This is a genomic window from Paracoccus sp. SSJ (assembly GCF_030234105.1).
Taxonomy (GTDB): Bacteria; Pseudomonadota; Alphaproteobacteria; order Rhodobacterales; family Rhodobacteraceae; genus Paracoccus; species Paracoccus denitrificans.
Window position 1 is genome coordinate 1 of record NZ_JASSPE010000035.1, and the last position, 21,282, is coordinate 21,282.

The window sequence follows — 21,282 nt, forward strand, 5'->3', positions numbered from 1 at the left end:
GGTCTATTCCCCCCTCTCCATGCTCGCCGCACTCGCCAGCGCCTGCGCCATCGGCCTCGCATTCGGATACCTCCCGGCCGTCAACGCCGCAAAACTCGACCCCGTCAAAGCACTCCAAAAAGGGTGAGTGGGGGGAATTCGGGTTCCAAGACAATGCAAAAGAGGAAATATCGTGAAAATCATTCCCCTGCTTGCCCTGATGGCCACGCTGGCCGCCTGTTCGGAGAAGGATGAACCGACCGGGCATATCTACCGCTATCCCGACGGCATAGAGCCCGCAGCCGTCGAGCCTGCGGCACGCAGCGGCCGCGGGTTGGTGGTCGATTATCACAACCATGCGCTGCCCAAACCCGAGGCAGGCCGGCGCTGGGAGTTGCAGCCCGGCGCCTTCCTGCTGGTGGATGCCTCGGGGCGTGTCCTCTCGACCGTGCCGGCGCTTTACTCGGGCCGCTGAACGAAAAAGGCGGCGGCCGGAGCACCCGGTCGCCGCCTTCCCTTTGCCGCATGAGCCGATCAGCGAAGAATGTCCGAAGCCAGCCCCAGCACCTGAACGATCTTCATCGTCCTGGCATCGACCAGGACCACCCGGTCCTCCATGACACGATAGGCCCGCCCGGTTGCCGGTCTTGCCAGCTTGCGCGCCTCGGCGGTCTTCAGCGCACGGCCGCCATTCATGATCTCGCCGACCTTGGGGCCCTTGCGGGTCTGCTCCCCGGCATCGGACGGGGTATGTCTTTTCGTCGGTTCGGCCTTCTGCACGGGCTCGACCTTCTTCGACGGCTGGACCTTTTTCGCCGGCTCGGTTTTGACCGCACAGCGCTGGTCGGCCTGTCCGCAATGCGCGGCGGGGTCCGCCAAGGCAGGAGTCGTCGCCAGGTTCAGCAGCGTCATGGCCACCAGGATCATCATCCTTTTCATGGGCTTCCTCTTCAGCGTTGCGCGTGGATCGGGCCGAGGATGGAAACGATCCGCTTGCTCTTCTGGTCCACCAGCACGAGTTGGTCGCGGATCACGCGATATTCCTGCCCGCGCGGTGCAGGGGCATAGCGGCTGTTGCCGGCGCGCTGGAAGGCACGGCCGTCGCGGCCGCTGTCGCCCACGCGCAGGGCTTGGCGCCCATCCGCCGGAGGCTTGCCTTTCGCTTCCCGCCCCTCTCCCGGGCGGTGATCCGGCGCCTGGCGCGGCTTGTGCCCGTCGCGCCGGGCTTCTGCCGAAGGCGGCGGCCGGTGCTCGCCCTTGGACCGTTCCCCTTTCTTGCGGGCGTCCTTGGACGGGGGCGCGGGGCATTTGCGGTCGTTCTGCCGGCATTCCGGCGGCGGGCCGTCCGGGCGGGTCTCGGCCATGGCCATCTGGCTGCTGCCCAGGGTCGTTACCGCGATCGCGGTGATCATGAAAAAGCGACGCATTGCATCTGTCCTTGCTGTTCTGCGGTCTGGAAGGAGGGTGCGTCGGGCGCCTTTGCCCGACGCGGGCCGGCTCAGCGCGCCGGCGCGGGTTGATGCCGGGGACCAGGCTGCTGCCGTTCCGGGCCTTCATGGCGCGGGCCGTGCGGGCCGGGACCAAAACCCGGATCGACCTGCTGCAACCTCTCCAGCTGGGCTGGCTCCAGCGTCCCGCGCAGCGCGGTCGTTGCAGCCAGCAGCGCGCGGGCCTTTTCGGCGCGGGCCAGCGCATGCTGCGCCACGCGCTCGGCGGCCAGTGGCCGGGCCTGATCGGCGGGTCGCTCATCGCCCTCGGCGCGGGCATCGGCAGCCGGCGGCTCGATGAAGGCGATCAACGCCTGGCTGTAATCGCGCCATGCATCCTGCTGCTCTCCGGTGATGCCAAGATACGTCTCGGTTGCGGCAAGATGCGCGGAAAGGCCAAGAGCCGGCGACATGCCCCCCGGACCGGGGCGACCATGAGGGGCTGCGGCAGGACCAGGCATCGGACGGGCAGCTTCCTCCGCCCTGGCGGGGGGGGCCTCGCCCGCATTCTGCGCCATCGCGGAAAGGGGGGTGCCGGCTGCGCCCAGCAGGGCGGCCACCGCCAGGGCTTTCATCGGGATATTCTTCATCGGACAGACCTTTCATCGGTTGCGATGCCGATGAAGCTACAGTTGCCGCTTGTCCGGCTTAGGTCTTGCCGGTGACGAATTCTTTCCATGCGGCCGAGATTTGCAAACGAGTGTTTCCGAAGGCCGATTCAGCAATGTTTCGTCACAAATTTGCCTGAGCGACGCGTGCCGAAATCCGCTAGAACGGACGGATATCAAGGTGGTGACGATGAACCATATCCTGATCGTCGACGACGATCCCGAAATCCGCAACCTGCTGCGCCGCTATCTCGAGGGGCAGGGTTTCCGCGTCTCGACCGCCGCCGACCGCCGCGAATGCGAGGCGCGCGTGACGGACGGTGCCCCGGACCTGATCGTTCTGGACGTGATGCTGCCCGACGGCTCCGGCCTCGACATCTGCCGCAGCCTGCACGAACACCGGCCGGAACTGCGCATCATCCTGCTGACCGCGCTGAAAGAGGACGTGGACCGCATCATCGGGCTGGAGCTCGGGGCCGACGACTACCTGGGCAAGCCCTTCAACCCGCGCGAACTGGTCGCCCGCATCAAGGCCGTGCTGCGCCGCACCGGCGGGCAGGACGAGCCCGCCGCCGCTGAGGCCCGGACCTACGGCTTTGCCGGTTTCGATGTCGATCCCGGCCAGCGCCGCGTGCGGGCCGCAGACGGCAGCGAGATCGAGCTTACCGGCGCCGAGTTCGACCTGTTGCGCGTCTTTCTGGAACGTCCGGGCCGGCTCTTGTCGCGCGACCAGCTTCTGGACCTGACCCAGGGCCGCGACCGCGATCCGCTGGACCGCTCGATCGACGTGCTGATGAGCCGGCTGCGCCGCAAGCTGGCCGAGAAGGAGCCGACGCCGATCTTCCGCACGGTGCGCAACGGGGGCTATCAACTGGCCGTGCCGGTCAGCGTGGGGGCGATGCGGGGATGAGCTCGCTCCAGACCCGCATCGCCGCCCTGCTGATCGCGGCCATCGTCAGCGTCGTGGTGCTGGCGACCTATACCGCGACCAGCGTGATGCGCCCGCCCTTGCCGCAGGCCACGATGGAGCCGGTGGCGCGGCAGATCCATGCGACCCTGGCATTGCTGGGCCACGGCCAACCCCAGGACCGACCGGGCGCATTGCAACCCGCACCCGCGGGGGGCGAGCCGGACGAGCGGATGTCGCGCTTTCTCGGCGGCGCCCTGCGCCATACCGGCCAGCCGCTCGAGGCGCGGGTCAGCAAGCTGCCGGGCCAGGAATCCTTCACCGCCTCGATCTGGGTCAGCGACGGCCGCTGGTTCATCACCGAGATACCGGACCTGTCGCCACCCCCCGGCCGCTGGAAGGTGCTGGTGATCTGGCTGGCGCTGATCGTGCTGGGCAGCGCCGCCATTTCGATCCACGCCGCGCGCCGGCTGACCCGGCCGCTGCAACTGCTCGAGGATGCGGTGGATCGCGTCGGCCCCGACGGCGTCCTGGAGCAGATCCCCGAAACCGGCACGGGCGAGGTGCGGACGGCGGCACGGGCGCTGAACCGGCTCTCGGCGCAGTTGAGGCAGGCGATGGAAAGCCGGATGCGGCTGGTGGCGGCGGCGGGGCACGACCTGCGCACGCCGATGACCCGCATGCGGCTGCGCGCCGAGTTCATCGAGGACGATGCCGAGCGGGCGAAATGGCTCTCGGATCTCGAAGAGCTGGACATGATCGCCGACAGCGCCATCCGCCTGGTGCGCGAAGAGGTCGGGCTGGACGGGGGCGAACCGATCCGGCTGGACCGTCTGCTGCGCCAGATCGCCCTGGAACTGCACGCGCTGGACCAGAAGGTCGAGCTGGGCGCGCTGCCGCCGCTGACCGTCCATGCCGGCCCCATCGCGCTGAAGCGCGCGCTGCGCAACCTGATCGCCAATGCCGCGACCCATGGCGGCGGGGCGCGCGTGGCGCTGGCGCGCGAGGGCGACGATGCGGTGATCAGGATCGAGGACGACGGCCCCGGCGTGCCGCCCGAACTGCTGGCGCAGATCTTCGAGCCCTTCTTCCGTGTCGATCAGGCCCGGCGCAAATCCTTTCCCGGCGCCGGGCTCGGCCTTGCCATCGCGCGCGAGATCGTCGAGCGCCATCTGGGCCGGATCACCATCCGCAACCGCGAGCCGCACGGGCTTTTGCAGATCTGCACCCTGCCCTGCGCACAATCCGGCCGGTCCTGACCCTCGGCAGATCGGGCGCCTTGCGCATCTGAGGCTCTGGAATGAGAGCGGCAAAGTGAAAAGTGGGTTCCGCGTTCGGGGGTCATGGTCTCGAAAAGGACCATGGCCCCCGGCACGGATCGAAAACGGGCCTCACCAGAACCCGCGATCGAAGGGCCGAGGCAGGTCTAGACGATGTCCGTCACCAGTGGCGCCAGGCCGTCGATCCGCACGGCCACCCGTGCACCGCGAGACAGCGCGCCGACACCCGCCGGAGTGCCCGTAAAGATCAGGTCGCCCGCCGCCAGGCCGACATAGCCCGACAGGATCGCCACGATCTCGGGGATCGACCAGATCATCTGCCCCAGGTCGCCGTCCTGCCGGACGACGCCGTCCACCGTCGACATGATCCGGCCGCGATCCATCGGTCCCGCTTGCGCCGCGGGCGTGATCGCCCCGCAGGTCGCCGAATGGTCAAAGCCCTTGGCCATGTCCCAGGGCCGGCCCAGTTTCTTCGCCTCGGCCTGAAGATCGCGGCGGGTGAAATCGTTGCCGGCCGCATAGCCCCAGACATGCCGTGCCGCCTCGGTCATGGGAATGTCGCGGCCTGCCTTGCCGATCGCCACCACCAACTCGCCTTCGTAATGCAGGTCTGCGGTCCTGGGCGGATAGGGCAAGGGCGCATCGTCCGTCAGCAGCGCGTCCGCAGGCTTCGAAAAGAAGAACGGCGGTTCGCGATCCGGGTCGTGGCCCATTTCGCGGGCATGATCGGCATAGTTGCGCCCGACGCAAAAGATCCGGCGCACCGGAAAGCGGTCGTCGCTGCCGGCGACGGGAACCGAGGGGATGGCGGGCAAGGGAAGAACATGGGTCATGGGCGTCGCTCCTGTCAGAAATCTCAACGGATGCAAAGGGTGCGCGGCAGGTCGGAAAGGATCTCGATGCCGGATCGGGTCACGATCACGGTCTCGGAAGCGCCGACCGTGAAGGCGCCATAGGCCCGCAGCGTGGCCGGAAGGTGAAAGACCATGCCCGGCTCGAGTTCGTGGGACACGCCCGAAAACAGCGACAGGATCGCCCCTTCGCCCCAGTCCGGCGCGAATGCCGCCCCCATCGAATAGCCAATGCGCTTGCGAAAGGCCGCCGCATATCCCGCATCGTCGATGACGGCCTGCGCCGCATCATGGGGCAGGCTGCAAGGCACGCCGGGCCGCATCGACGCCAGCGCCGCATCCAGCGCCCGCAGGGCCACATCCATCATGCGCCGCGCCTCGGCCGGCGGCGACCCGATCCACACGCTGCGCATCAGGGCGGCGTGATAGCGGTCGTGGCTGGCGGCAAGCTCAAGGAAAACCGGATCGCCCTCCAGAAGCACACGCCGGCGCCAGGTCGCGTGCGGCACGCCCGAGCGTGGCCCCGACGAGATCAAGGGCTCCATCGCCATCGCCTCGGACCCGGCCGAGATCGCCGCCGAAAACATGGCGGCGGCCAGGTCGTTCTCGCTGACGCCGGCGGCGCAGCGCTCGATGGCCGCGCCCAGACCGGCCTGGGCATAGCCCGCCGCAAGTCGGATCGCCGCAAGCTCGGCCGGGGACTTGACGGCACGCAGCCCCTCGACCACCGACGCGCCGTCGCACAGATCCACGCCTTCCAGCGCGGCCGTTATGCGGGCGCCCAGCGACTGGCTGACGAACCAGCCGTCGCGCTCGACCGCCAGGCGACGGATCCCCAGATCCGCGACCAGTTCGGCCAACGCCCGGGCCGGATCCTCGCCGTCCTGCCAGGCGCGGATGTCGCGCAGCCAGGTCGAGGCCCGGGCGCCGGTCGTCTCCAACTGACGCACCAGCAGGACAGGCTCCCCCTCCAGCGGGACGATCAGCGCCTGAAAGGCAAAATACCCCGCCGTCTGGCGACCGCAGGCCCAGAAGATGTTCTCGGGCCCGGTCAGCATGACGGCGTCCGCGCCCAGCGGCTGGATGGCAAGCCGCAGGCGCGCGAGGCGCGCGGTGAATTCCGCCTGGGGGAAAACGGCATCGCCGCCTTGCAGGGGGCCGGCCGGCGGCGCGGCGATAAGGTCGTCGATCATCTTCATCTTTTCAGCCTTTGGAGAACCAGCCAAGGAAGCGGTTGCGGACGTTTTCGAAATGCAGCGACATGGCGTCGCGCGCAGCCGAGGCGTCCCCGCGCGAAATCGCCTCCAGCACCGCGATATGCTCGCGCGCCTGCTCGTCGAAACGGTCATGCACGCGGGTGATGGTGCAGCGCCGGGCGACGGCGCGCTGCTCGGCCAGGATGGCGGGCAGCAGTTCCAGCCCGGCGGCACGGGCCACGGCCGCGTGGAAGCGCTCGTCGACCTGCCAGAACTCGTCGAAGCCGACCGAGCGGCCCTCGGCATAGGGCAGCATCTCGTCCCAGACCTGCCGCAGCTCGCCGGTGATGCCGCGCTCGGCGGCGCGCGCGGCGGCGGCGCGTTCCAGCACCTGGCGCAATTGCACGATTTCCAGCAATTGCTCGACCGTCACCGAGCGCACGATCAGCGCGCCATTCGCAAGCCTGCCGATGACGTTCTCGTTCTCGAGCCGCGACAGGGCCGAGCGCAGAGGCGTCCGCGAGATGCCGAGCCGCAACGCCAGTTCCCGTTCGGAAAGCATCGAATCCGGGGCGATGCGCCCTTCCAGGATGTCCTGCTTGATGCGGCGATAGGCGGTTTGCGACAGGGTCTCGGCCGTCATGTCCGGTCCTCCGCAAGGGCAAGGAACACGGCCTCGACCGCCCGGGCGAGGTCGGCCTCGTCCATCGCCTCTTCGGGGCAGTGGCTGCCGTTCCAGTTGCGGATGAAGACCATCACGCTGTCCCAGCCCGCCGCCGCAAAGGCGGCCGCGTCATGCCCGCCGCCTGAAAGCATGCGGCGCGGCCGGTCGCCCAGCCGCTCGGCACCACGCGCCACCAGATCGGCCATGGCCTGCGACAGCGCCGCCGGCTGGCTGCGGCTTTGCCGGCCCAGCTCGAAGCGGATGCCGGGCTGGGCGGCCTCGATCCGGGCGATCTCGGCGCGCAGCAGCCGGTCGGCAAGATCCAGCGCCGCCACGTCCTCGGAGCGCATGTCGAGGCAGAACTCCAGCTCTCCCGCCACCTTGGCCATGGCATGGGCGGGGGTTGCCGCATCGACGCGGCCGAAAGTCACCGTCAGGTCGCGGCCCTGCGCCAGCAATTCGTCCCACACCCGCTGCATGGCCACGACCAGTTCGGCGAATGCCGCCACGGCATCCGCCCTGCCATGGCGCGGCGCCCCGCCGGAATGGGCCCAGGCGCCATGCACCCGCGCCGCGCGATAGCGCAGCCCGCCCCGGATCGCGGTCACGATGCCATAGGGCTCGGCGGCGGCATCCAGCACCGGGCCCTGCTCGATATGGAACTCCAGAAAGCGCGCCGGGGCCGGCGGTTCATGGGCCAGGACCGCATCCGCATCGAAACCCTGATCGCGCATGTGATCGGCAAGGCTGCGGCCGGTATCGACCCGCCGGGCCTGCAGATCCTCGGGGGAAAGCCGGGCCAGCGCCGCGCGCGAGCCGATATAGGAAACCGGAAACCAGACGCTTTCCTCGGCCCGGGTCACGGTCAGGACGATGTCCATCGCCGGGGTCGCGCCATGCGCCCGCAGCGCCGCGATCAACGCCAGCCCGCCCGCGACGCCGGCCTGCCCGTCATAGGCGCCGCCCTGGCTGACCGTGTCGAGATGCGAGCCGACGTAAAGCGGCACCGCCGCCGGATCGCCGCCCCTGAGCCGGGCGAACAGGTTGCCGGCCGGATCGCGGCGGACCTCCAGCCCCAGCGCCTGCGCCTCGTCCTCGACGACGGCATGGGCGGCGGATTCCTCGTCGCTGTAGGAGGGGCGGGTATGGCCCGGCCCGCCCTGCGTGATCGCGTTCACGCGCGACAGGACGCGGGCGATCGTGTCGCCGATGACGGTGTTCTGGCGGCGCGCGGCAAGGATGGTCATGCGGTCTGGCTCCAGACTTCGGGATTGATCGCGGTTTCGGGCAGCCTGCCGGAAAGCGCGGAAATGACATGGCGGGCGGCGGCCTCGGCCACGCGCTTCAGCGCGTCCTCGGTCGTGCCGCCCAGATGCGGGGTAAAGACGACATTGGGGAAGGCCGCCAGCGGCCCCTGCGGCGCATCACCGGACCAGACGTCGAGCCCGGCCCCCGCCAGCCGCCCCGAGGCCAGCGCCTCGCAAAGCGCCGGCTCGTCGACCAGCCCCGCACGGGCGAGGTTCAGCAGGATCGCCCCCGGCTTCATGGCCCGGAACTGCGCGAGGCCCATCATGCCCCGCGTCTCGGCCCGCAACGGCGTGTGCAGCGAGACCAGATCGGCCTGCGCCAGCCCCTCGGCAAGATCGGCGGCGCGACGATAGGGCGCCGTATCCGAGGCGCGCGGCGAATGGACCAGCACCGTCATGCCCAGCGCCCGGTCCAGCATGCGGCCGAAGCTGCGCCCGATGGCACCCCAGCCGACGATCAGCGCGGTCTTGCCCGACAGCTCGGCGAAGCGGGCGGATTCGCGAAATCCGGCGACGCCCGCCCGCTGCGCGCGATCCGCCGCCGGGATGCGCCGCGCCACGGCCAGCGCCAGGCCCAGCGCCAGCTCGGCCACCGATTGCGCGTTGGCGCCCGGCGTATTGGCGATCACTACCCCGCGCGCGGCGGCGGCACCCTTGTCCACCGGATCATGGCCGGTGCCGTGGACGACCACCACGCGCAGCTCGCCGGCCGCGGCAAAGGCCGGGCCGGACAGGCCGGCGTCGCGGGTGATGACGGCCTGGCAGCCGGCGATGTGGCGCGCCACCGTCGCCATGTCCGGCGCGGGACAGGGCACCGGCTCGATGCCGTTCTCGCGCAGCAGGGCCAGGCCCGATTCGTGGATGGGTTGGACGATCAGGCATTTCATGGCGCGGTCTCCGCCGAAATCCGGTCCAGGCGGTCCAGGACGGCATCCCGTGCATTTTCCAGATGCCGCACCATCCCGGCGGCCACGGCATCGGCATTACCCGAGCGCACCGCGTTCAGGATCTCCAGATGCTCGTCGCAACCCTGCAGGAAACGGTCGGGCACCTGGGTATGGTCGAAGACGCAGGTGCGCCGCCTCAGCGAGGCGACGACGGCGCTGATCGTCCGGTTGCCCAGCGGTTGCAGCATCATGTCGTGGAAGTCGTTGTCGGTCTGGAAATGACTACCATCCAGCTCCGGGCCGGCCGCCATCAGGCGCCGGATACGCTCCTCCATCGCATCCACCTGTGCCGGCGGCAGGCGCACCGCCGCCCGCGCGGCAAAGGGCTCAAGCTGCAAACGCAGGAAAAAGATCTCCTCGAACTCGCTGCGCCGCATGTGCCGGACACGCGTGAAACGGCCCGAGGTCTCGGCCAGCCCTTCGCTTTCGATACGCTTGATCGCCTCGCGCACGGGGGTGCGCGACATGCCCAGCCGCTCGCCCAGCGGTGCCTCTTGCAGGGCATCACCCGACTTGAGCGCACCCTCGAAAATCATGCCGATGATCCGGCGATGCGCTTCCTGCGACAGGTTCGACGATATGCTCATGCCTTGCGCCCCTTTCTCATGACCGCTTCCGCCCAGACGACTTCCTCGGGGAAGACGATACCGCCCACAAGATCGCAGGAAAGCAGATAGTCCGAGCGCAGGATGCCCTCGGGCTTGGCGACCAGCGCGGCAAGGGCGTCCCGCAGCGCGCGCGCGCGGGCGATGCCGACCCGCTCGCCCTCGTTGCGAGAAACCGCCGCGAAGCGAATGCGGCTGCCGACCGGAAGCTGCGCCAGGCGCGGCAGGTCGGCCGAAATCACCGTGGCGATCTTGGGATAGCCGCCGGTGGTCTGGCTTTCCACCAGCAAAACCAGCGGCTGGCCCGATCCCGGCACCTGGATCGAGCCGGGCACGGTCCCGTCCGAGACGATGTCATGCCCGCGCGCGGCAGGCAGGCAGGCATCGCCCAGCACCATGGCCATGCGGTCGCGTTGCGGCGTGACCAGGAACTCCTCGCCCGTCAGCCTGGCCAATGTCCCGGCATCGAAATAATCCTGCTGCGGTCCCAGCACGACGCGGATCGGCCCCTGTCCGCGCGGCAGGCTGGCCCCTTGCAGCGGCGAAGCCGGGCGCAGACAGGGGACATCCGGCTGGTCCGCGCCCAGCGGCAGGATATCGCCCCCGCGCAGGCAGCGCCCATCGACCCCGCCCAACCCGCTGCGCAGATGCGTGGCCCGCGACCCCAGGACCGGCGCCGTCGCGATGCCGCCGGAAAAGGCCAGATAGGCCCAGACCACCTCTCGGGCCAGCCCGATCCGCAGCAACTCGCCCGGCTTCAGGCGGTGGCTTTCGCCGGCCTGCACGATGCGGTCGTCGATGCGGATGTTGCAATCCCCGCCCGCGACGGCAAAGCGCACCGGGCGCGAGGTGGTGAAGCTGCCGGCCGGACCGGCGAATTCCAGCGCCGCCATGCCCGACGCATTGCCGCAAAGCGCATTGGCCAGTGCCATGGCGGCGGCATCGACCGGACCGGCATCCGAGACGCCCATATGCCGCAGCCCGATCCTGCCCGCGTCCTGGACGGTCAGCATCGGCCCGGCGGAAACGATCTCGACGCTCATGCCATGGCCTCGGGTTGGAGAATCGCCTCTCCTGCCGCGACGCGGCCGGCCAGGGCCTGGGCCTCGGCGGCATCGATGGGACGAAACCGGATGCGGTCGCCGGCCCGGAACAGGAAGGGCTCGGTCCGCGACGGATCGAATGATCGCAGCGGCGTCCAGCCGATGAAGCGCCAGCCCGAGGGCCCCGCAACCGAGTTGATGTTGCCCTGCTGCCCGCCGATGCCGATCGCGCCCGCCGGGATGTTCTGGCGCGGCCTGGGCAGGCGCGGCGTGTGCAGGATCTCGGGCAGGCCGCCCAGATAGGCGAAGCCCGGCGCGAAGCCGATCATGTAGATGCGGTATTCCGCCGCCGAATGCAGCGCGACGATCTCGTCGGGCGGCATCCCCTTCATCCGGGCCAGTTCGTCAAGATCCTGGCCGACCTCTCCGCCATAGAGGCAGGGCACGACCCATAGCCGCGACGGCGCCTCGCTGGTGCAATCATCCGGCGCCAGTCCGGCCAGGACGGTTTCGAGGCGGGCGCCGCTGACGATTTCGGGATCGTAGCGCAGCAGGAGCGAGCGATAGGTCGGCACGATATCGACAAGGCCCGGCACGGCCATGCCCTCCAGACGCGCTGCGGTGGCGATCACCCGCGCATTGGCCTTAGCATCGATGGTTTCGCCGAATTGCAGCGAAAGCGCGGTATCGCCGCAGGGTAGGATCTTGGGTTGCATCATTTCTTCTTGTTCTGGTGACGTGCGCCGCGGCCCCGTGCAGGCCGCGGGCATCCCTGCCCTATCGTCCCGCCATCATGCCGGGCAGCACGTCGATGATCCCCGGAAAGACCGCGATCAGCAGCACGAATGCCGACATGATGTAGAAGAACGGCATCGTGGCGCGGGTGATGCGCCCCATGCTGTCGCCCGTCAGACGCTGGATCACCGTCAGGTTGAAGCCCACCGGCGGGGTGATCTGCGCCATCTCGACCACGATCACCAGGAAGATCCCGAACCAGACCTTGTCGTAGCCGGCCGCCAGGGCCAGAGGCAGGGTGATCGGCAGGGTCATGACGATGATGCCCAGCCCCTCCATCACCGTGCCGAGGATGACGTAGAAGATCAGCAGCACGACGATCAGCATGAAGGGCGACATGCCCCAGCCCTGGATTTCCGAGGCGATATAGCGCGGCACGCCCAGATAGCCGATGGCGGTGGACAGGAACATGGCGCCGATCATGATCAGCCCGATCATCGCGCAGCTTTCGGCGGCATGCCGGGCGGCGATCAGCACGCCCTTCAGGTCCAGCGTCCGCTGCAGGAAGCCGATCAGCATCGAGGCGGCGACGCCCACGGCGGCCGCCTCGGTCGGCGTGGCAATGCCGCCATACATCGAGCCGATGACACCCAGGATCAGGAGCAGCAGCGGACCCAGGTCCTTCAGCGCCACGATCTTGTCCCAAAGCGAACTGGGCGGCGGCGGGGCGCCCACCAGCGACGGGTTCATCATCGAGCGGATCGCCAGATAACCCATATAGGCCGCAGCCAGCATGAAGCCGGGCAGGATGCCCGCGATGAACAGCTTCAGGATCGATTCCTCGGCCATCACGCCATAGATGATCATGATGGTCGAGGGCGGGATCAGAAAGCCCAGCGTGCCCGCCCCGGCAAGGCTGCCGGTGACCAGATCGCGGTTGTAGCCGCGGTCGATCAGCTCCTTTGCGGTGATGCGCCCGACCGTGGCCGTGGTCGCCGCCGACGAGCCGCAGACCGAGGCGAACAGCGTGCAGCCCAGCACCGTCAGATGGCTCAACCGGCCCGGCACCCGGCGCAGCCAGGGCGACAGTCCGCTGAACAGCGCCTCGGAGATGCGGGTGCGAAACAGGATCTCGGCCATCAGGATGAACAGCGGCAGCGCCAGCAGCTCGGGCGAGACCACGGTGTTCCAGCTTTGCTGCGACAGCAGTTTCAGCGCCGGAAGGTTGGGCTTGAATATCTCGACCAGGCCGATGCCGGTGCCGATCAGGCCGATGCCGATCCACATGCCCGACCCCAGCAGGACGGCCATCAGGAAAAGCAGGGTAAAGACGATCGTTGCCATGCGAGTCTTCCCCTATTCCAGACCGGGACCGGAGGTCAGCGCCTCGCCGCGCAGCAGGCGCAGGACCTGCGCCAGGCATTGCAGCGTCAACAGCACCGCACCTGCCGCCAGCACCGCCTGCGGATAGACCAGCGGCACGCGGAAGGTCGTCGCGGCGGTCGAGCCGCGCTGGCCCGAGAGAACGGCCATGTCGATCAGCGCCCAGCTGAGCGCGCCGCATATCGCCAGCCCCACGAGCGTCGAGGCGATCTCCAGAACCCGCCCGACGATGGGGGACGAGATTTCGATCAGGGCGGTCACGCGCACATGGCTGCCCGCCTTCATGGCCGAGCCGCAGCCCAGCAGGAAGCAGGCGCCCATCAGATACCCCGCCAGATCCCACGAGAAATGCAGCGAGCTGGCCAGGAAGTTGCGGGTGAATATCTCGGCCAGGATCAGCCCGAGGATGCCCAGCAGGCTGAGCGCCGCGGCGTAGCCGCCGATGCCGGTCAAGAAATCGATGGTTGAGATGATGCGCCCGAAGGGCCGGGTTTCAGGGAAAGTCGTTTCGAGCATGGCTCCGTCCTTTGTCCTTGTCGCGGTTGCGGACAGGCGGCGCCCCGTCACGGAATCGGGGCGCGGTGGGCCGGTCTGCGGCGGGCCGGTCTATTGGCGGGCGGTCAGGTAGGCGTCGATATAGGCGGCCGCATCCGGCACCCGCGCCTTGAAGTCGTCCCAAAGCGGCTTCGCCCTTTCCAGAAGCGCGGCGCGCAGTTCGGGCGAGGGCTCGGTGATCTCGATGCCGTGCTCTTGCAGGATGGCCAGCTTCTTGGCGTCCTCGGCCTGGCTGTTGAGCCAGAACTGGCCCTCCATCCTGGCGGCGGTCGCCTCGATGGCGGCGCGGGTCTCGGGCTCCAGCGCGTTCCAGGCATCCAGGTTCACCATCACGGCATTCGACGACGCCTGCCAGTTGAAGGTGTTCATGTGCTTGGTGAACTCCCAGAAGGCGCCGTCCACGCCCGATGAGGACGAGGTCGTCACGCCCTTGATCGTGCCTGCCGCCAGCGAGGGCACCACCTCGCCCCAGGGCATCTGCACCGGCGTGGCGCCGAGCGCCTCGAAATAGGACGAACCGTTGGCATCCACGACGCGGATCGTCAGGCCCTTCATGTCGTCCAGACCATTGATCGGATTGGGTGCGAACACCGCCTGCCCCGGCCACGGCACCAGGTAGAGCAGCTTCTGGTTCATGCCCTCGGCCACCTCCTCGAGCTTGGGCCGATAGAATTTGTGCAGAAGCGCCAGGTCCGGCATGGTCGGCGCCAGATAGGGCAGCGTCTCGATGCCCAGGATCGGCGCCTCGCCCACCTGCTGGTTCAGCAGGATGTCGGCGATCGGCACCAGCCCGTCGCGAACCGCCGCCATGCCCTCGGGGCCCTTGATGCCCAGCGCACCGCCGGAATGGACGGTGATGACCACCTCGCCATCCGTCACGTCCTTGACCGCTTCGGCAAAGGCGATGGTGTTCTGGGTGTGGAAATTGCCCTCGGGCCAGACCACGGACATGTCCCAGGCGGTCTCGGCCACAGCCGCCGACACGCCCAGCCCGACGGCGCAAGCGGCCGCGAAAGCGAAGATTCTTCCCTGTTTCATGATTTTTTCCTTTTTCGTCGGATTGCGAGGAGGATGCTTGAATTTTAAGTATACCACCTGTATGCCAATCTGGCGCAGCGAAATCCGGTCTGTCAACAACTGCTTCGGACTCGCCGCGAAAAAATCGCCAAAATCCGCAATGCACGTTTTTTGCGCAGCAACAGGAGCAGGAATGGCCCGCACAATCGATCTGAACTGCGACATGGGGGAAAGCTTCGGCGCCTATACGATCGGCGACGACGCAGCGATGCTGCAGCTGGTGACCACGGCGAACGTCGCCTGCGGCTTTCACGCCGGCGATCCGGTGGTGATGCGCCGCACGATCCGCATGGCACGGGAAAACGGCGTCTCGGTCGGCGCGCATCCGTCCTTTGCCGACCTTTACGGATTCGGGCGCCGGCGCATCTCGGGCGAACGTCCCGAGGATCTCGAAACCCAGCTGATCTACCAGATCGTCGCCATGCAGGGCATGTGCGCGCTGGAGGGGCACCCGATGACCCATGTCAAGACGCATGGCGCGCTTGGCAACATGGCGGCGGTCGATCCCGACCTGGCCGCGCTGTGCGTCCGGGCGATTCGCGCCGTGGATCCCGGCCTTACGTTCGTCACCTTGCCCTATTCCGAAACTCATGCGGCCGCCGAAAAGGCCGGGCTGCGCGTGGTCTGCGAAATCTATGCCGACCGTTCCTATACCGACACCGGCGAACTGACGCCGCGCAGCCAGCCCGGTGCCGTCATCCACGACCCGCGGCAAAGCCTGGACCAGGTGCTCGAGATGGTGGTGAACGGGCATATCCCGACCACCGGCGGCAAGCGGCTGCCGGTCCTGCCCGAGACGCTTTGCGTTCACGGCGACACGCCGGGCGCCGTCGGGATCGTCCGGGCCCTGCGCGCCGCACTGATCGAAAACGGCATCGAGATCGCGCCTTTCGCCAAGAACTGACCGAGGGAGAGATGAGCAGAATCCTTTACCTGAACGGCGCCTGGCTGCCGGAATCCGAAGCCCGCGTCTCGGTGTTCGACCGCGGCTTCCTGATGGCGGACGGCATCTACGAGGTGACCTGCGTGCTGGACGGCAAGCTGGTCGAATATGCCGGCCATTCCGCGCGGTTGCAGCGCTCGGCGCGCGAACTGGGGCTGACCGTCCCGCTCGATGCCGAGGCGCTGCTGGCCGTCCACCGCGAGATCGTGGCGCGCAATGCGCTGGATCAGGGCATGATCTATCTGCAACTGACCCGCGGCGCCGCCGATCGCGACTTCGCCTATCCCCCGGCCGGCACGCCGCCGACGCTGCTGCTGTTCACCCAGGCCAAGAACGTGCTGGAAAACAAGGCGGCCGAGCGAGGCATCTCGGTCGCGCTGCTGCCGGATCTGCGCTGGGGACGGCGCGACATCAAGACGATACAGCTGCTCTATCCTTCGATGGCCAAGATGGAGGCCATGGCCCGCGGGGCCGACGAAGCCTGGCTGGTCGAGGACGGCCTTGTCACCGAAGCCTGCGCCGCCACGGCCCATATCGTGACGGCCGAGGGCGTTCTGGTCACGCGCGACCTGTCCCATGCCTTGCTGCCGGGCGTCACCCGCGCCTCGGTGCTGGAACTGGCGGGCACGCACGGAGTCCGCGTCGAGGAGCGCGCCTTCGCCCCCGACGAGGCAAGGTCCGCCCGCGAGGCCTTCATCACCTCGGCCACGAATTTCGTGGTGCCGGTGACACGCATCGACGGACAGGCCGTCGGCGACGGCGCCCCCGGCGCGCTGACGCGGCGCATCCGCGACATCTACATCGAAACCCGCCGCGCGGCGGCAATCTAGGGAAACAGCCATGGCACAGCGAATCGGACGCGACAGCGGCGGGGTGTTCATCATCGCCGCCACCCCCTTCACCGACAGGGGAGAGGTTGACCACGACAGCCTGCGCCGGCTGGTCGATTTCTATGCCGGCCACGGCGTCACCGGCCTGACCATCCTGGGCATGATGGGCGAGGCCAACAAGATGACCCCGGAGGAGCGCCGCGCCGTCGTCGACACGGTGATCGACCGGGCCGCAGGCCTGCCGGTGATCGTCGGCGTCTCGGACGCCGGGATGCGCAACCTGACCGATCTGGCGGGTCACGCCATGGATCGGGGTGCCGCCGGCGTCATGGTCGCGCCCGCCGCCGGCCCCGCGCGAGAGGACCGGATCGAGGGTTATTTCCATGCCGTGGCGCAGGCGCTCGGCCCGGATGTGCCGATGGTGTTTCAGGATTTCCCGCTGGCGACCGGCCTGCCCGTCTCGGCTGCGCTGATCCGGCGGCTGTCCTCGGAACTGCCGCAGATGATGATGCTGAAGCACGAGGACTGGCCGGGGCTGAGCAAGATCACTGCGCTCCGCGCGCATGAGGAAACGCCCGGCACGCCGCGCCTGTCGATCCTGGTCGGCAATGGCGGGCTTTACCTGCCGCAGGAATTGCAGCGCGGCGCCGACGGCGCCATGACCGGCTTTGCCTATCCCGAGGCGCTGGTGCAGACCGTCGCCCTGCACCGCGCCGGGCAGGTGGACGCGGCCGAAGATTTCTTCGACCGCTACCTGCCGATCCTGCGCCACGAGCAGCAACCCGGCTTTGGCCTGGCGGTGCGCAAACATGTGCTGATGCGGCGGGGCGCCATCGCCTCGGCCGCCACGCGCGCACCGGGGCCCAGGCTGAGTGCCACCGATATCGCCGAGGTCGAGCGGCTGATGGCCCGGCTGGAAACCCGGCTGGCCGCCTGATCCCTACAGGCCCCGTCCCTGCGTCGGGGCCTGTCCACCGCCACAGACATCCACGAAGGCGCGCACCGCCGCGATACGCGCGCCGGAACGGTTCCACAGCACGCCGGTCTGGCGCGAGCCCGCACCCGCGAGCGGCAGCTTTTCCAGCCGCAGCCCCTCGGGCCATGGCGGCGCCCAATCGGGCACGATGGCGATGCCCAGCCCCCGGCTGACCAGCGCGGCGATGGCGTCCAATGCGTCCAGCTCCAGCCATTCGCGCACCTTCAGCCCCTGTTGGCGCAGGAAACGGTCCACGATCTGGCCGCCCCATTGGTTGCGATCATAGCGGATGAAGGGGTGACGCCGGATCACGTCGAACGGATCGTCCAGCGCCATGCCGGCACGCGCTATGAGCACCAGGGGCTCTTCGCGCAGGGTCAGCCACCCCGTGGCCTTGGGCACCGGAAATTGCGGCCGCACGATCACCGCGGCATCCAGATCGCCGGCAACGACACCGTGATAAAGATCGACCGAGGCGCCGGGCCGGATGAACAGCTCGATCCGCGGATGGCGCGCGCCCAGCGTCTCGATGATCGCGGGCAGCAGGCCGGTCAGCGCGGTCGCCGTGGCGCCCAGGCGCAACTGCCCCTCGGGCTGGTCGTTGGCAGCGATGGCGCGCAGGTCGCGCGCGCCCTCGATCAGTGCCCCGGCATGACGCAGCACCGCCAGGCCCGAGGCGGTCGGCCGCACCGTGCGCCCCACCCGGCTGACCAGCGAATGGCCCAGATCCTGCTCCAGCGCACGCAGCCGCTGGGCCAGCGCGGCGGGCGTCAGGTTCAGCCGCCGCGCCGCCTCGGCGATCGAGCCGCATTCGGCCACGGTCACGAAGCTTTCCAGAAAACGAATATCCATAAGATGGTTTTTCTATCTTCTGAAGCAAGAATAAGCCAGATTTTCTTGCGCTCCAGCTGACGTAAGATGCGCCCAGGGAAACGCCGCCCGCCCCTAACGCAACCCGCCCCTTCCGACACCTTCACGGACCAGAGCGATGAACATCCAGAACAAGTTCGCCAGATTGGCCACCGACAACGCACCCGGCCAAGAGGTCCGCCAGAACGCCGCCGGCATCCAGGCGCTGCTGCGCGGCGACGTCCTGCCGGGCCGCCCGGTGGATTTCTCGCATGGCGATGTCGATGCCCATGAACCCACGCCCGGCGCTTTCGAGGTCTTTGCGCAAGGCGTCGCCAGGGGCGGCCGCCAAGCCTATACCGAATATCGCGGCGATCTTGAGATCCGCGAGACAGTCGCCGCCCGTCTGGCCGGTTTCACCGGCGCCCCCATCGACGCCCGCGACGGCATGATCGTGACCCCCGGCACGCAGGGCGCGCTGTTCCTGGCGGTGGCCGCGACCGTGGCGCGCGGCGACAAGGTGGCCATCGTCCAGCCCGATTACTTCGCCAACCGCAAGCTGGTCGAGTTCTTCGAAGGCGAGATGATCCCGGTGCGTCTAGACTACGAGACTGTGGACTACGAGACGGCGGGCGAGGATCGCGCCGGGCTGGACCTCGACCAGCTCGAAGCCGCCTTTCGCGGCGGGGCCAGGGTCTTTCTGTTCTCGAACCCCAACAATCCCGCCGGCGTGGTCTATTCCCCGGCCGAGATCGCCCGGATCGCGGCGCTGGCCGGGCAGTATGGCGCGACGGTCATCGTCGACCAGCTTTATTCGCGGCTGCGCTATTCCGGCGTGACCTATACCCATCTGCGGGCGCAGGACGTGGACCCGCAGAACATCATCACGATCATGGGACCGTCCAAGACGGAATCGCTCAGCGGCTATCGGCTGGGCGTGGCCTTCGGTTCGCCCGCGATCATCGCGCGGATGGAAAAGCTGCAAGCCATCGTCAGCCTGCGAGCCGCGGGCTATTGCCAGGCCGTGCTGCGGACCTGGTTCGCCGAGCCCGAGGGCTGGATGGACGAGCGCATCCGGCGCCACCAGGCGATCCGCGACGACCTGCTTGCGGTGCTGCGCGGCATCGACGGCGGCTTCGCCCGCGCGCCGCAGGCCGGCAGCTACCTGTTCCCGCGCCTGCCCGCGCTTGCGGTTTCCCATGCGGATTTCGTCAGGATCCTGCGGCTTCAGGCCGGCACCGTCGTCACCCCGGGCACCGAATTCAGCCCGCATCACGGCGATTGCGTGCGGCTGAACTTCTCGCAGGACCATCGCGCCGCCGTGGCGGCGGTCGAGCGCATGGCGGCACTGGTCGAACGGTATCGCGCATGAGCGCGCATCCCCAGCCGGTGCCGCAGGGCGATTACGTCCCGGCCCGCCGCCACGGCACGCTGATCTTCACCTCGGGCATGACCCCGCGCCGCGATGGCGTGCTGCTGCATCACGGTCCGGTCCGGGCCGACGCGCCCGTCGATGATTATCGCGATGCGGTGCGACTGGCCTGCGGCAATGCGCTGGCGGCGGCGCACGGGATGCTGGCTCCGGGCGAAAGCCTTGCCGCGATCCTGAGCCTGACGGTCTATGTCGCCGCCGAGCCGGGATTTGCCGCCCATTCCCGCATCGCCGACCTCGCCTCGGCCTATCTGCGCGAGGAATTGGGCGATGCCGGCATCGGCAGCCGCGCCGCCGTGGGCGTGGCGTCCCTGCCGGGGAACGCGCCCGTCGAGATCCAGCTTGTCGCGGCCACCTGACCGCACCCCACCCAAAGGACCACCGATGCAGATCGCAGCCAAGCCCGACGCCTCGCGCCTCTCTTCGCGGCTGATGGCGGTGCAACCGTCGCCGACCATCGCCATGACCCGCCTTGCCGCCGAGATGCGCCGGGCGGGGAAAGAGATCATCGGCCTGTCGCAAGGCGAGCCGGATTTCGACACGCCCGAGCATATCCAGCGCGCCGCGAACGATGCCATCGCGGCCGGCAAGACCCGCTATACCGACGTGGACGGCACGCCCGAACTGAAGGCGGCCATCATCCGCAAGTTCAGGCGCGAGAACGGGCTGGACTACGAGCCCGCGCAGATCAGCGTCGGCACCGGCGGCAAGCAGGTGATCTACAACGCGCTGCTGGCCACGCTTGACGAGGGCGACGAGGTGATCGTCCCCGCACCCTATTGGGTCAGCTACCCCGACATGGTGCGGCTGGCAGGCGGCACGCCGGTCATCGCCCCCTGCCCCGAGGAAGACGGCTTCCTGCTGACCCCGCGCACGCTGCGCGCCGCCATCACGCCGCGCACGAAATGGCTGATCCTGAACTCGCCCTCGAACCCGACGGGCGCGGGCTATTCGGCCGAGGCATTGGCCGCGCTGGCCGAGGTGCTGCTGGAGCACCCGCACATCCTGGTGCTGACCGACGACATGTATGAACACATCCGCTATGACGGCTGGCCATTCGCCACCATCGCCGCGGTCGAGCCGCGGCTGGCAGAGCGGGTGCTGACCGTGAACGGCGTGTCCAAGGCGTTTTCGATGACCGGCTGGCGCATCGGCTATGCCGGAGGGCCCGCGGACATCGTCAAGGCGATGGCCACGCTGCAATCGCAGTCGACCTCGAACCCCAGTTCGGTCAGCCAGGCGGCGGCGCTTGCCGCATTGGACGGGCCGATGGATTTCCTGGCCGCTCGGAACCGGACCTTCCGCGAGCGCCGCGACCTGTGCCTTGCCGCCTTCGACGCCATCGAAGGGCTGTCCTGCCGCAAGCCCGAGGGCGCGTTCTACCTGTTCCCGTCCTGCGCGGGCATGATCGGACGGCGCCGTCCCGACGGGCGGGTGATCGAGAGCGACGGCGATTTCGTCATGTGGCTGCTGGAAGAGGCCGGCGTCGCCGCCGTCCCCGGCAGCGCCTTCGGGCTTGCGCCCTATTTCCGCATCTCCTTCGCGACCGCGACCGAGCAGCTGGAAAGGGCCTGCGCCCGCATCGAGGCAGCCTGCAAGAAGCTGTCCTGAACCGCCCGAGGGGCGAG

The 21,282-nt window shown here is 68.6% G+C and carries 24 protein-coding genes; 9 read left to right on the plus strand and 15 right to left on the minus strand.

The window, feature by feature from the left end:
• The first annotated feature begins 172 nt into the window (after positions 1 to 172).
• Positions 173 to 454 carry an RcnB family protein gene (locus tag QPR87_RS22065; RefSeq protein WP_104493988.1) on the plus strand — a complete coding sequence of 94 codons (282 nt, stop codon included), beginning with the start codon at positions 173 to 175 and terminating at the stop codon, positions 452 to 454.
• Positions 455 to 513: 59 nt separating this feature from the next.
• Here the strand turns inward: QPR87_RS22065 and QPR87_RS22070 are convergent, their stop codons facing one another.
• The 3 genes from QPR87_RS22070 to QPR87_RS22080 form a co-directional block, all read right to left on the minus strand.
• On the minus strand, positions 514 to 918 hold the full coding sequence (locus tag QPR87_RS22070) for a hypothetical protein (protein WP_285051384.1): 405 nt from the start codon (positions 916 to 918) through the stop codon (positions 514 to 516).
• An 11-nt stretch (positions 919 to 929) separates the two neighbouring features.
• Positions 930 to 1,406 (minus strand): hypothetical protein, encoded by a 477-nt coding sequence (locus tag QPR87_RS22075; RefSeq protein ID WP_285051385.1) that lies wholly within the window; start codon positions 1,404 to 1,406, stop codon positions 930 to 932.
• A gap of 71 nt (positions 1,407 to 1,477) precedes the next feature.
• Positions 1,478 to 1,879, minus strand: a complete 402-nt coding sequence (locus tag QPR87_RS22080; protein WP_285051386.1) for a Spy/CpxP family protein refolding chaperone — start codon at positions 1,877 to 1,879, stop codon at positions 1,478 to 1,480.
• 385 nt (positions 1,880 to 2,264) lie between these two features.
• On the opposite strand from QPR87_RS22080, the gene QPR87_RS22085 reads away from it, so the two are divergent.
• The gene (locus QPR87_RS22085) at positions 2,265 to 2,984 is read left to right on the plus strand and encodes a response regulator (protein WP_104493992.1); all 720 of its coding nucleotides are present in this window, start codon (positions 2,265 to 2,267) and stop codon (positions 2,982 to 2,984) included.
• The gene (locus QPR87_RS22090; RefSeq protein ID WP_285051388.1) at positions 2,981 to 4,240 is read left to right on the plus strand and encodes an ATP-binding protein; all 1,260 of its coding nucleotides are present in this window, start codon (positions 2,981 to 2,983) and stop codon (positions 4,238 to 4,240) included. The genes QPR87_RS22085 and QPR87_RS22090 overlap by 4 nt, the downstream gene beginning before the upstream one ends.
• A gap of 167 nt (positions 4,241 to 4,407) precedes the next feature.
• Here the strand turns inward: QPR87_RS22090 and QPR87_RS22095 are convergent, their stop codons facing one another.
• The 11 genes from QPR87_RS22095 to QPR87_RS22145 all read right to left on the minus strand — a co-directional run bounded on the left by QPR87_RS22095 (position 4,408) and on the right by QPR87_RS22145 (position 14,585).
• Complete coding sequence (locus QPR87_RS22095; RefSeq protein WP_285051389.1) at positions 4,408 to 5,094, minus strand: fumarylacetoacetate hydrolase family protein; 687 nt, start codon at positions 5,092 to 5,094, stop codon at positions 4,408 to 4,410.
• Between the two features lie 23 nt (positions 5,095 to 5,117).
• A complete protein-coding gene (locus QPR87_RS22100) occupies positions 5,118 to 6,311 on the minus strand; it encodes a M24 family metallopeptidase (protein ID WP_285051391.1) in 1,194 nt (397 codons plus the stop codon).
• A gap of 4 nt (positions 6,312 to 6,315) precedes the next feature.
• Positions 6,316 to 6,951: a GntR family transcriptional regulator gene (locus QPR87_RS22105; protein ID WP_231000392.1), complete on the minus strand. Its 636-nt coding sequence runs from the start codon at positions 6,949 to 6,951 to the stop codon at positions 6,316 to 6,318.
• On the minus strand, positions 6,948 to 8,219 hold the full coding sequence (locus QPR87_RS22110; RefSeq protein WP_231000391.1) for a Zn-dependent hydrolase: 1,272 nt from the start codon (positions 8,217 to 8,219) through the stop codon (positions 6,948 to 6,950). The genes QPR87_RS22105 and QPR87_RS22110 overlap by 4 nt, the downstream gene beginning before the upstream one ends.
• Positions 8,216 to 9,166 carry an NAD(P)-dependent oxidoreductase gene (locus QPR87_RS22115; RefSeq protein ID WP_285051392.1) on the minus strand — a complete coding sequence of 317 codons (951 nt, stop codon included), beginning with the start codon at positions 9,164 to 9,166 and terminating at the stop codon, positions 8,216 to 8,218. Before QPR87_RS22115 ends, QPR87_RS22110 begins: the two co-directional genes overlap by 4 nt.
• Positions 9,163 to 9,813, minus strand: coding sequence for a GntR family transcriptional regulator (locus QPR87_RS22120; RefSeq protein ID WP_285051393.1), 651 nt, complete (start codon positions 9,811 to 9,813; stop codon positions 9,163 to 9,165). Before QPR87_RS22120 ends, QPR87_RS22115 begins: the two co-directional genes overlap by 4 nt.
• Positions 9,810 to 10,874, minus strand: coding sequence for a 5-oxoprolinase subunit C family protein (locus QPR87_RS22125; protein WP_285051394.1), 1,065 nt, complete (start codon positions 10,872 to 10,874; stop codon positions 9,810 to 9,812). Before QPR87_RS22125 ends, QPR87_RS22120 begins: the two co-directional genes overlap by 4 nt.
• Positions 10,871 to 11,590, minus strand: a complete 720-nt coding sequence (pxpB, locus tag QPR87_RS22130; protein ID WP_285051396.1) for a 5-oxoprolinase subunit PxpB — start codon at positions 11,588 to 11,590, stop codon at positions 10,871 to 10,873. Before pxpB ends, QPR87_RS22125 begins: the two co-directional genes overlap by 4 nt.
• 61 nt (positions 11,591 to 11,651) lie before the next feature.
• Positions 11,652 to 12,953 carry a TRAP transporter large permease gene (locus tag QPR87_RS22135; RefSeq protein WP_285051397.1) on the minus strand — a complete coding sequence of 434 codons (1,302 nt, stop codon included), beginning with the start codon at positions 12,951 to 12,953 and terminating at the stop codon, positions 11,652 to 11,654.
• Positions 12,954 to 12,965: 12 nt separating this feature from the next.
• A complete protein-coding gene (locus QPR87_RS22140; protein ID WP_285051398.1) occupies positions 12,966 to 13,508 on the minus strand; it encodes a TRAP transporter small permease subunit in 543 nt (180 codons plus the stop codon).
• A 90-nt stretch (positions 13,509 to 13,598) separates the two neighbouring features.
• A complete protein-coding gene (locus QPR87_RS22145; protein ID WP_285051400.1) occupies positions 13,599 to 14,585 on the minus strand; it encodes a TRAP transporter substrate-binding protein in 987 nt (328 codons plus the stop codon).
• 172 nt (positions 14,586 to 14,757) lie between these two features.
• Between QPR87_RS22145 and QPR87_RS22150 the strand changes: the two genes are divergently transcribed.
• From QPR87_RS22150 to QPR87_RS22160, 3 genes are read left to right on the plus strand one after another with little or no spacing between them, the layout of a single operon-like run.
• Positions 14,758 to 15,528, plus strand: a complete 771-nt coding sequence (locus QPR87_RS22150) for a LamB/YcsF family protein (protein ID WP_285051402.1) — start codon at positions 14,758 to 14,760, stop codon at positions 15,526 to 15,528.
• Between the two features lie 11 nt (positions 15,529 to 15,539).
• Complete coding sequence (locus QPR87_RS22155) at positions 15,540 to 16,397, plus strand: D-amino-acid transaminase (RefSeq protein ID WP_104494002.1); 858 nt, start codon at positions 15,540 to 15,542, stop codon at positions 16,395 to 16,397.
• A gap of 10 nt (positions 16,398 to 16,407) precedes the next feature.
• A complete protein-coding gene (locus QPR87_RS22160) occupies positions 16,408 to 17,334 on the plus strand; it encodes a dihydrodipicolinate synthase family protein (RefSeq protein WP_285051404.1) in 927 nt (308 codons plus the stop codon).
• Positions 17,335 to 17,337: 3 nt separating this feature from the next.
• Here the strand turns inward: QPR87_RS22160 and QPR87_RS22165 are convergent, their stop codons facing one another.
• The gene (locus QPR87_RS22165) at positions 17,338 to 18,225 is read right to left on the minus strand and encodes a LysR family transcriptional regulator (RefSeq protein ID WP_011749672.1); all 888 of its coding nucleotides are present in this window, start codon (positions 18,223 to 18,225) and stop codon (positions 17,338 to 17,340) included.
• Between the two features lie 136 nt (positions 18,226 to 18,361).
• On the opposite strand from QPR87_RS22165, the gene QPR87_RS22170 reads away from it, so the two are divergent.
• The 3 genes from QPR87_RS22170 to QPR87_RS22180 are packed head-to-tail and all read left to right on the plus strand — an operon-like array spanning position 18,362 to position 21,265.
• Entirely contained in the window at positions 18,362 to 19,594 is a 1,233-nt protein-coding gene (locus QPR87_RS22170; RefSeq protein ID WP_285051408.1) for a pyridoxal phosphate-dependent aminotransferase, read from the plus strand.
• Positions 19,591 to 20,013 (plus strand): RidA family protein, encoded by a 423-nt coding sequence (locus tag QPR87_RS22175; protein ID WP_011749670.1) that lies wholly within the window; start codon positions 19,591 to 19,593, stop codon positions 20,011 to 20,013. The genes QPR87_RS22170 and QPR87_RS22175 overlap by 4 nt, the downstream gene beginning before the upstream one ends.
• Before the next feature lie 25 nt (positions 20,014 to 20,038).
• Entirely contained in the window at positions 20,039 to 21,265 is a 1,227-nt protein-coding gene (locus QPR87_RS22180) for a pyridoxal phosphate-dependent aminotransferase (protein ID WP_285051410.1), read from the plus strand.
• The last annotated feature ends 17 nt before the right edge of the window (positions 21,266 to 21,282 follow it).

What these genes read in the sequence shown, in the direction of transcription:
- QPR87_RS22100 (WP_285051391.1), bottom strand. Translation starts at nt 6,311, where the DNA reads ATGAAGATGATCGACGACCTTATCGCCGCGCCGCCGGCCGGCCCCCTG.
- QPR87_RS22075 (WP_285051385.1), bottom strand. Translation starts at nt 1,406, where the DNA reads ATGCGTCGCTTTTTCATGATCACCGCGATCGCGGTAACGACCCTGGGC.
- QPR87_RS22080 (WP_285051386.1), bottom strand. Translation starts at nt 1,879, where the DNA reads ATGTCGCCGGCTCTTGGCCTTTCCGCGCATCTTGCCGCAACCGAGACG.
- QPR87_RS22160 (WP_285051404.1), top strand. Translation starts at nt 16,408, where the DNA reads ATGGCACAGCGAATCGGACGCGACAGCGGCGGGGTGTTCATCATCGCC.
- QPR87_RS22120 (WP_285051393.1), bottom strand. Translation starts at nt 9,813, where the DNA reads ATGAGCATATCGTCGAACCTGTCGCAGGAAGCGCATCGCCGGATCATC.
- QPR87_RS22170 (WP_285051408.1), top strand. Translation starts at nt 18,362, where the DNA reads ATGAACATCCAGAACAAGTTCGCCAGATTGGCCACCGACAACGCACCC.
- QPR87_RS22095 (WP_285051389.1), bottom strand. Translation starts at nt 5,094, where the DNA reads ATGACCCATGTTCTTCCCTTGCCCGCCATCCCCTCGGTTCCCGTCGCC.
- QPR87_RS22155 (WP_104494002.1), top strand. Translation starts at nt 15,540, where the DNA reads ATGAGCAGAATCCTTTACCTGAACGGCGCCTGGCTGCCGGAATCCGAA.
- QPR87_RS22090 (WP_285051388.1), top strand. Translation starts at nt 2,981, where the DNA reads ATGAGCTCGCTCCAGACCCGCATCGCCGCCCTGCTGATCGCGGCCATC.
- QPR87_RS22165 (WP_011749672.1), bottom strand. Translation starts at nt 18,225, where the DNA reads ATGGATATTCGTTTTCTGGAAAGCTTCGTGACCGTGGCCGAATGCGGC.
- QPR87_RS22070 (WP_285051384.1), bottom strand. Translation starts at nt 918, where the DNA reads ATGAAAAGGATGATGATCCTGGTGGCCATGACGCTGCTGAACCTGGCG.
- QPR87_RS22145 (WP_285051400.1), bottom strand. Translation starts at nt 14,585, where the DNA reads ATGAAACAGGGAAGAATCTTCGCTTTCGCGGCCGCTTGCGCCGTCGGG.
- QPR87_RS22110 (WP_231000391.1), bottom strand. Translation starts at nt 8,219, where the DNA reads ATGACCATCCTTGCCGCGCGCCGCCAGAACACCGTCATCGGCGACACG.
- QPR87_RS22085 (WP_104493992.1), top strand. Translation starts at nt 2,265, where the DNA reads ATGAACCATATCCTGATCGTCGACGACGATCCCGAAATCCGCAACCTG.
- QPR87_RS22175 (WP_011749670.1), top strand. Translation starts at nt 19,591, where the DNA reads ATGAGCGCGCATCCCCAGCCGGTGCCGCAGGGCGATTACGTCCCGGCC.
- pxpB (WP_285051396.1), bottom strand. Translation starts at nt 11,590, where the DNA reads ATGCAACCCAAGATCCTACCCTGCGGCGATACCGCGCTTTCGCTGCAA.
- QPR87_RS22125 (WP_285051394.1), bottom strand. Translation starts at nt 10,874, where the DNA reads ATGAGCGTCGAGATCGTTTCCGCCGGGCCGATGCTGACCGTCCAGGAC.
- QPR87_RS22105 (WP_231000392.1), bottom strand. Translation starts at nt 6,951, where the DNA reads ATGACGGCCGAGACCCTGTCGCAAACCGCCTATCGCCGCATCAAGCAG.
- QPR87_RS22150 (WP_285051402.1), top strand. Translation starts at nt 14,758, where the DNA reads ATGGCCCGCACAATCGATCTGAACTGCGACATGGGGGAAAGCTTCGGC.
- QPR87_RS22140 (WP_285051398.1), bottom strand. Translation starts at nt 13,508, where the DNA reads ATGCTCGAAACGACTTTCCCTGAAACCCGGCCCTTCGGGCGCATCATC.
- QPR87_RS22180 (WP_285051410.1), top strand. Translation starts at nt 20,039, where the DNA reads ATGCAGATCGCAGCCAAGCCCGACGCCTCGCGCCTCTCTTCGCGGCTG.
- QPR87_RS22115 (WP_285051392.1), bottom strand. Translation starts at nt 9,166, where the DNA reads ATGAAATGCCTGATCGTCCAACCCATCCACGAATCGGGCCTGGCCCTG.
- QPR87_RS22135 (WP_285051397.1), bottom strand. Translation starts at nt 12,953, where the DNA reads ATGGCAACGATCGTCTTTACCCTGCTTTTCCTGATGGCCGTCCTGCTG.